The sequence below is a fragment of the Sphingomonas sp. Leaf38 genome (genome assembly GCF_001421825.1).
Classification (GTDB): Bacteria; Pseudomonadota; Alphaproteobacteria; order Sphingomonadales; family Sphingomonadaceae; genus Sphingomonas.
In genome coordinates, this window is record NZ_LMLD01000012.1 from 178,219 (window position 1) to 186,245 (window position 8,027).

Consider the following 8,027-nt stretch of genomic DNA (forward strand, 5'->3'; position numbering starts at 1 on the left):
GCGCCTGGGCAAGCCGCTGGACCAAGGCCGCGCTCGCGCTGGTCGTGCTCGGTTTCGTCGCGATCTTCGCGTTCTGGCTCGCGGTCATCCGCGACCTGCCGTCGGTCGATACGCTGCGCACCTACGAGCCGCCGTTGCCGACCAACGTCCGCGGGATCGATGGCGCGCCGATCCACAGCTATGCGCGCGAACGCCGCGTCGAGCTCAGCTATGCCGAATATCCGCCGCTGCTGGTGAAGGCGTTCCTCGCCGCGGAGGACAAGTCGTTCTTCGAGCATCACGGCGTCGACTATCCCGGTCTTGCGGGCGCGGTCTATGATTACGCGACCAAGCTCGGCACCGGCAAGCGCGCCAAGGGCGGATCGACGATCACGCAGCAGGTCGCGAAGAACCTGTTGATCGGCAACGCCTATTCGCCATCGCGCAAACTGCGCGAGGCGGTGCTGGCGTACAAGATCGAGGATACGCTGACCAAGCAGCAGATCCTCGAGCTCTATCTCAACCAGATCGCGCTTGGTCGCAACGCGTTCGGCGTCGAGGCGGCGAGCCATGCCTATTTCGACAAGGAGCTCGACCAGCTCGATCTCGCGCAGATGGCGTATCTCGCGATCCTGCCCAAGGGTCCGTCGAACTATGATCCGGTGCGCAATGCCGAGCGCGCGATGATCCGCCGCAACTACGTACTCAACCGGATGCTCGACAACGGCTTCATCACGCGGGCGCAGCATGACCAGGCGAATGCCGAGCCGCTGGGTGCGGTGTTGCGTCGCACGCCCAAGTTCGAGAGCGTCGGCGGCTATTTCGTCGAGGAGGTCCGCCGCCAGCTGATGGCGAAGTTCGGCGAGAACGCGAAGGACGGCCCGTACAGCGTCTATTCGGGCGGGCTATGGGTGCGGACCTCGTTCGACGCGAAGTTGCAGGATCTCGCGCAGCAGGCGCTTCGTGATGGCCTGGTGCGGTTCGACAGCGGGCGCGGCTGGAACGGCCCCATTCGCCATGTCGATATCGAGGATGACAACTGGCTCCAGCCGCTGCTCAACAGCAATATCGCGCTGGATTACCGCGACTGGGTCGCGGCGATCGTGACGGGCAAGGACGGCAACGCCTGGAGCCTCGGCTTCCGCACCGGCAAGACCGGCACGCTGCCGCGCTATGCCGCGCAGATGGCGGTGCGCGGCAAGGGCGGCAACGCGTTCGGCGCGATCAAGACGGGTGACATCATCGCGGTGGCGCCCGACGGCAGCGACTTCTCGTTGCGCGCTATTCCCAAGGTGTCGGGCGCGTTCGTCGTCGAGGAGCCCGCATCGGGCCGCGTGCTGGCGATGCAGGGCGGGTTCGACGACCGGTTGCAGGCGTTCAACCGCGCGACGCAGGCGATGCGGCAGCCGGGATCGACGATCAAGCCGATCGTCTATTCCGCCGCGCTCGACAACGGCATGACGCCCGCCTCGATCATCGTCGACGGGCCGTTCTGCGTCTATCAGGGCGCGCGGCTTGGGCAGAAATGCTTCCGCAACTTCGGCAATTCGCGCGGTGCCGGGCCGCACACGATGCGCTGGGGCATCGAGCAGTCGCGCAACCTGATGACGGTGCGCACCGCCGCGCAGACCGGGATGCCGAAGGTCGTCGCCACCATCAAGAAGATGGGCGTCGGCGACTATGCGCCCTATCTCTCGTTCGCGCTGGGTGCGGGCGAGACGACGGTGGGACGGATGGTCAACGCCTATTCGATCCTCGCGAACAACGGCAAGGGCGGGCCGCCCTCTCTGATCGACTTCGTCCAGGATCGTCACGGCAAGGTGATCTGGCCCGAGAACTGGCGCGCCTGCGACCGCTGCAACGCCCCCGACTGGGACGGCAAGCCGATGCCGCGTCCGGTCACGCGCCAGCGCCAGGTGCTCGACGCGATGACCGCGTACCAAATGGTCCATATCACCGAAGGCGTCGTCCAGCGCGGTACCGCGGTGACGCTGCGCGATCTCGACCGGCCGATGTTCGGCAAGACCGGGACCAACAATGGCCCGACCGACGTGTGGTTCATCGGCGGCACGCCGCAGTTCGTCGGCGGGCTGTATATCGGCTTCGACACGCCGCGGAACCTGGGCGGGGCCGCACAGGGCGGCACGCTCGCCGCACCGATCTTCAAACAGTTTGCGGTCAAGGCGTATGAGGATCTGCCCAAGCTGCCGTTCCGCGCGCCGGCGGGCATCCGCATGGTCCGGATCGATCGCGCGAGCGGGCGTCCCGTCTACGGCACATGGCCCAACACCGACGATCCCAAGCCCGCGGTGATCTGGGAAGCGTTCAAGCCCGAAAGCGAACCGCGCCGAGCCGCACGCCGCGCAGGCCCCGCCCCGGCGGCCGCCGCGACAGTCGCCGTGAAGAAGGCCGAAGCGCCGCGCGACAGCGATTTCTTGCAAAGAGAAGGCGGAATCTACTAGCGCAGTTCCTACATCGTCATCCCAGCGTACGCTGGAATCTCTGCCCACACCCGCGCGCTCGCGGACGGGGATCCCGGCGTCTGCAGGGATGACGGACATTTTGGAGAATACCCATGCGCGCCGAAGCGCAGGCTCACGTAGACACCATCAAAGACGCGCTGGCCTTGCTGCGCCGCTTCCTCGACTGGGACCGCGCGCTGCGTCGTCTCGACGAGCTGAACGCGCGCGTCGAGGATCAGGCGCTCTGGTCCGATCCCAAGGCCGCGCAGGAGGTGATGCGCGAGCGTCGTCGGCTCGACGAGGCGATCGGCGCGACCCGCGCGATCGAGAGCGAGCTGGCAGACACGTCCGAGCTGATCGAGATGGCCGAGGCCGAGGGCGACACCGCGATGGAGGCGGACGGCGTCGCCGCGCTCGCCGAACTCGCCGCGCGTGCCGACAAGGACAAGATCAAGGCGCTGCTCGCGGGCGAGGCCGATGGCAACGACACCTATATCGAGGTCAACGCCGGCGCCGGCGGCACCGAGAGCCAGGACTGGGCGGGGATGCTCAGCCGGATGTATTCGCGCTGGGGCGAACGCCACGGGCTGAAGGTCGAGCTGATCGACCAGCATTCGGGCGAGCAGGCGGGCATCAAGTCCGCCACGCTGCTGCTGAAAGGCGAGAATGCGTATGGCTATGCCAAGACCGAGAGCGGCGTCCACCGCCTCGTCCGGATCAGCCCCTACGACTCGGCCGCACGCCGCCACACCTCGTTCGCCAGCGTCTGGGTCTATCCGGTCGTCGACGACAATATCGAGGTCGAATACAACGAAAGCGACCTGCGCATCGACACGTACCGCGCGAGCGGCGCCGGCGGTCAGCACATCAACACGACCGATTCCGCGGTGCGTATCACGCACGTGCCAACCGGCATCGTCGTCCAGTGCCAGAACCAGCGATCGCAGCACAAGAACAAGGCCGAGGCGTATAACCAGCTCCGTGCGCGTCTGTACGAGCGTGAACTGGCGATCCGCGAAGCTGCCGCCAATGCCGAGAATGCGGGCAAGACCGATATCGGCTGGGGCCACCAGATCCGCAGCTACGTGCTTCAGCCGTACCAGATGGTGAAAGACCTCCGCACCGGGGTCGTCTCGACCAGCCCGTCGGACGTGCTCGACGGCGATCTCGAGCTGTTCATGGCCGCGGCATTGTCGCAGCGCGTGACAGGCGAGGCGGTCGAGGTGGAGGACGTCGATTGAGGCTGAGGGGTGCCCTTGCCCTGATGCTGTCGCCGGTTTTCCTGCTTGCGGCCTGCGATGGCAGCAAGCCGCTGATCAAGCGCGAGCCGAAGCAACTGGCGTTCCCCGCCGCCGATCGGCCGGTCGCGTCGATCGTCTCGGCGCGCTGGTCGAACGAGGAGGCGCGCGACCGGCTCAACGAGGCGGGCGAGGTCATGAACAAGGCCGAGATCCGCAAGGGCATGACGGTCGCGGACATCGGCGCGGGCGAAGGCTATTACACGATTCGCATGGCCGCCCGTGTCGGCAAGGACGGACGCGTGCTGGCCGAGGACATCGTCGCGAGCGTCCGCGACCAGCTGGCGGAGCGGGTCGCGCGCGAGGATCTGGCGAACGTCAGCGTGAAGCTGGGCGAGGCGAACGACCCGAAGCTGCCCGATGCAAGCTTCGACAGGGTGGTGATGGTGCACATGTATCACGAGATCGAGCAGCCCTACGAGTTCCTGTGGCGGTTGCGACCGTCGCTGAAGCCCGACGGGCTGGTCGTGGTGGTCGATGCGAACCGCCCGACGCAGGACCACGGGACGCCGCCGGCGTTGCTGAAGTGCGAGTTCGCCGCGGTGGGATACACGCAGGTCGATATGCACGAGATGCCATCGGCCGGCGGCTATCTGGCGACGTTCCGCGCGACCGGGCCGCGGCCGGCGCCGGAGGCAATCCGGGGGTGTCGCTTGCAGTGAGTTTTGGCTTCGGCCCTGACCGAAACAGATGCACCACCCCGGCGGAGGTCGGGGCCGAAGTGGAGAGGTCGCAGTAATTGCGTGCTGGACTCCGTTAGCACCATCCCCAATTGGGCTCCGGCCTCCGCCGGGGTGGTGCCGGATAGAAGACCCGTCGCTCACACGACGCCCATCGCCCGCAGGCTCGTGACCTTGCCCCCAGCGATCACCAGATGGTCGAGCAACACCACCTCCAGCGTCCGCAACGCCGCCGCCAGCGCGCGCGTGAACGCCAGGTCGCGCGCGCTCGGCGTCGCATCCCCGCTGGGATGGTTGTGCGCGATCACCACGCCGGCCGCATCGAACGCCAACGCATCGGCCGCGACCGTCCGGATCGAGATCGCGACATGGTCCCTCCCCCCGACAACGTGCCGCATGCCGAGAAGCCGCCGATTCGGATCAAGATACGCGACCGCCACGATCTCGTTGCAGGCCTCAGTCAACCCCGCGAAAAGTGCGTGCGCGGTGGCAAGGTCGCCGACAGGACGCAAAGGCACGGGCGGTGGCGGCACGGGCCAGCCTGCAGCGCGACACTCCAGCGTGCACGCGCAACTACATCCACTTGAGCACGACCGCGCACCCGACTACGCACACCTAATGCGCCAATATCTTGACCTCATGGACCGCGTGCTCTCGACCGGCGTCGAGACGATGGACCGCACCGGCACCGGCACGCTGAGCGTCTTCGGCGCGCAGATGCGGTTCGATCTCGCGGCGGGCTTCCCCGTGCTCACGACCAAAAAGCTCCACCTCCGCTCGATCATCGTCGAGCTTCTGTGGTTCCTGCGCGGCGACACCAACGTCCGCTGGCTGCAGGAGCGCAAGGTCGCGATCTGGGACGAATGGGCGGACGAGGCCGGCGATCTTGGCCCGGTCTATGGCAAGCAGTGGCGCGACTGGGCGACCGCCGACGGCCGCCATATCGACCAGATCGCCGCGCTGATCGACCAAATCAGGACCAACCCCGCCTCGCGCCGCCAGATCGTCAGCGCGTGGAATCCGGGCGACCTGCATGCGATGGCGCTCGCGCCGTGCCACTGCCTGTTCCAGACTCACGTCGCGAACGGCAAGCTGTCGCTCCAGCTCTATCAGCGCTCGGGCGACATCTTCCTCGGCGTGCCGTTCAATATCGCCAGCTATGCGCTGTTGACGCACATCCTTGCGCAGCAATGCGGGCTCGGGGTCGGTGAGTTCATCTGGACCGGCGGCGACTGCCATCTCTATGCGAACCATCTCGAGCAGGCGCGGCTGCAGTTGAGCCGCGACCCCGGCCCGCTCCCGCGGCTCGAGATCGTCCGCAAGCCCGACTCGGTCGACGCGTACGAATATGAGGATTTCGTGCTCCACGACTATGTCGCGCAGCCGCACATCAAAGCGCCCGTCGCCGTCTGAACAGAGAGCGAATCGCAATAGGAACTGGGTGCCGTCCGCACGGTTGACCGTCCGAACCTATTCGGAAGGCCTATCATGGACATCACACAGCTCATCCTCGACGAACACGCGCAGCAGCGGGCGCTGTTCGCGCAGATCGATTCGATCGACGCCAAGGATACCGAGGCGCTGTCGGCCCTGTGGACCCGCCTCAAGAACCTGCTCGACGCGCATGCCGAGGCGGAAGAGCGATTCTTCTACCCGCGGCTGATGAAGATCGGCACCGGCGGCAACGACGCCGACTCGGCCGCCGAGGAGACCGAGGACGCGATCGAGGATCACAACGACATTCGCGAGACCGGCGAGGCGGTCGACAAGCACCCGGTCGGCTCGGACGCATGGTTCGAGGCGGTCGGCGAGTGCAACAAGGCCAACAGCGATCACCTCGCCGAGGAAGAGCGCCAGGGCCTGACCGACTTCCGCAAGCATGCGACGCTGGAAGAGCGGCACGAGCTGGGCGTCCGGTTCGCGGCGTTCGAGGCGAACCACCTGAACGGCGTGAAGGTCGTCGAGAAGGATCCCGAGGCGTATGTGAAGGAACACGCCCCGAACTGATCCCTTCACCACCACCCCGGCGAAGGCCGGGGTGGAGGAGGCTGGGGTGCCACCCTATACGGGGGAGTAGCCCCCAGCCCCCCGATCCGGCATGATGTCCGCATGATCACCTTCTACCTCGCCCGCGCCAGCAACGGCGTCATCGGCCGCGACGGCCAGCTCCCCTGGCGCCTCCCCGCCGATCTCAAGCGGTTCAAGGCGCTGACGATGGGCAAGCCGATGGTGATGGGCCGGAAAACGTTCGAGAGCTTCCCCAGCCCGCTTCCCGGCCGCCGCCACATCGTGCTCACGCGCGGCCACTGGCACGCCGACGGTGCGGAAGTGGCGCACTCAATCGGCGAGGCGCTCGCGTTGGCCGGCGACGACGTCGCAGTGATCGGCGGCGCGCAGATCTATGCGCAGCTGCTCCCCCATGCGGACCGGATCGAACTCACCGAAGTCCACGACGAACCCGAAGGCGACGCCATCGTCCCCGCGTTCGAGGGCTGGCACGAGATCGCCCGCGAAGACCATGCAGGCGAAAAGCAGCGCCCCGCCTTCAGTTTCGTCACCCTCACCCGCCGGTAAGGGCACGACTCCCGCGAAGGCGGGAGTCCAGACGGGGCTGCCGCCTTCGCGGGAGAACAAGGCGCGGGGAACAAGAGGTGTAGCGTGCCCCCTTCCGCGCCCCTATAGCCCGCCTCCATGCAGCGGCTCGACGGCGGCGCGGCCATTCCTTCGCAGCTTGCGGGCGGGATTGTCGCGCTAGGCAACTTCGATGGATTTCACCTCGGTCACCAGGCGGTCGTCGCGCGCGCGATCGCGTGGGCGAAGGCGGAGGGCCGCCCGGCGCTCGTCGCCACCTTCGACCCGCACCCGGTTCGCCATTTCCGCCCCGACGCGCCCCACTTCCGCCTGACCACGCTCGACCAGCGCGAACGGCTGTTCGCCGAGGCGGGTGCCGATGCGATGGTGGTGTTCCATTTCGACGGCGATCTCGCCGCGCTGACCGCCGAGGAGTTCATCGCTAAGCGGCTGGGGGATAATCTCCGCGTCGGCGGCGTCGTCACCGGCGAGGATTTCACCTTCGGCAAGGGCAAGGCCGGCACGGTCCACACGCTGGCGTCGCACGGCCCAGCGCACGGCTTTCGCGCGGTGTCGGTCGCCGCGGTGTCGCTGAACGACGAGACCGTATCCTCGACCCGTATCCGCGACGCGCTGCGCGCCGGCGACATGGCGACCGCGACGCGCCTCCTCACCCGCCCGTTCGCGATCCAGGGCGTGGTGCAGCACGGTGACAAGGTCGGCCGAACGATCGGCTACCCCACCGCGAACGTGGACATGGGCAAATATCTCCGCCCCGCCTACGGGATTTACGCGGTCACCGCGCGACTGGAGGATGGCCGCGTGCTGAAGGGCGCCGCCAATCTCGGCATCCGCCCCAGCTTCGACCCGCCGAAGGAATTGCTGGAGCCGTATTTCTTCGATTTCTCGGAGGATCTGTACGGCCAGACGATCGACGTCTCGCTGATCGCCTATCTCCGGCCGGAGGCCAAGTTCGACAACCTCGACGCGCTGATGACGCAAATGGATGCCGATTGCGCGCAGGCGCGCGCGATTTT

At 67.0% G+C, this 8,027-nt stretch carries 8 protein-coding genes; 7 read left to right on the plus strand and 1 reads right to left on the minus strand.

The annotated features are described in order from the left end of the window. From ASE88_RS16420 to ASE88_RS16430, 3 genes are all read left to right on the plus strand, one after another. Positions 1-2,441: penicillin-binding protein 1A (locus ASE88_RS16420; protein WP_414893963.1), on the plus strand; the 2,441-nt coding region annotated here is incomplete at its 5' end. A 113-nt stretch (positions 2,442-2,554) separates the two neighbouring features. Then, positions 2,555-3,682, plus strand: a complete 1,128-nt coding sequence (gene prfB, locus ASE88_RS16425; RefSeq protein ID WP_055881185.1) for a peptide chain release factor 2 — start codon at positions 2,555-2,557, stop codon at positions 3,680-3,682. Positions 3,683-3,705: 23 nt separating this feature from the next. After that, the gene (locus ASE88_RS16430) at positions 3,706-4,401 is read left to right on the plus strand and encodes a class I SAM-dependent methyltransferase (protein WP_056479965.1); all 696 of its coding nucleotides are present in this window, start codon (positions 3,706-3,708) and stop codon (positions 4,399-4,401) included. Between the two features lie 158 nt (positions 4,402-4,559). On the opposite strand, the gene ASE88_RS16435 is transcribed toward ASE88_RS16430, so the two are convergent. Next, positions 4,560-4,952 carry a JAB domain-containing protein gene (locus ASE88_RS16435; RefSeq protein WP_056479968.1) on the minus strand — a complete coding sequence of 131 codons (393 nt, stop codon included), beginning with the start codon at positions 4,950-4,952 and terminating at the stop codon, positions 4,560-4,562. An 85-nt stretch (positions 4,953-5,037) separates the two neighbouring features. Here ASE88_RS16435 and ASE88_RS16440 point away from each other — a divergent pair, with 85 nt between their 5' ends. The 4 genes from ASE88_RS16440 to ASE88_RS16455 form a co-directional block, all read left to right on the plus strand. Continuing rightward, a complete protein-coding gene (locus ASE88_RS16440; protein WP_056479971.1) occupies positions 5,038-5,832 on the plus strand; it encodes a thymidylate synthase in 795 nt (264 codons plus the stop codon). Positions 5,833-5,907: 75 nt separating this feature from the next. Beyond that, positions 5,908-6,426, plus strand: a complete 519-nt coding sequence (locus ASE88_RS16445) for a hemerythrin domain-containing protein (protein WP_031395906.1) — start codon at positions 5,908-5,910, stop codon at positions 6,424-6,426. A 102-nt stretch (positions 6,427-6,528) separates the two neighbouring features. Continuing rightward, positions 6,529-6,993 (plus strand): dihydrofolate reductase, encoded by a 465-nt coding sequence (locus tag ASE88_RS16450; protein WP_056479974.1) that lies wholly within the window; start codon positions 6,529-6,531, stop codon positions 6,991-6,993. Between the two features lie 117 nt (positions 6,994-7,110). Continuing rightward, a partial coding sequence (locus ASE88_RS16455) for a bifunctional riboflavin kinase/FAD synthetase (RefSeq protein WP_082466613.1) occupies positions 7,111-8,027 on the plus strand: 917 nt, incomplete at its 3' end.

Coding starts and splice junctions, on each gene's coding strand:
- ASE88_RS16450 (WP_056479974.1), top strand. CDS start 6,529: ATGATCACCTTCTACCTCGCCCGCGCCAGCAACGGCGTCATCGGCCGC.
- prfB (WP_055881185.1), top strand. CDS start 2,555: ATGCGCGCCGAAGCGCAGGCTCACGTAGACACCATCAAAGACGCGCTG.
- ASE88_RS16445 (WP_031395906.1), top strand. CDS start 5,908: ATGGACATCACACAGCTCATCCTCGACGAACACGCGCAGCAGCGGGCG.
- ASE88_RS16440 (WP_056479971.1), top strand. CDS start 5,038: ATGCGCCAATATCTTGACCTCATGGACCGCGTGCTCTCGACCGGCGTC.
- ASE88_RS16430 (WP_056479965.1), top strand. CDS start 3,706: ATGCTGTCGCCGGTTTTCCTGCTTGCGGCCTGCGATGGCAGCAAGCCG.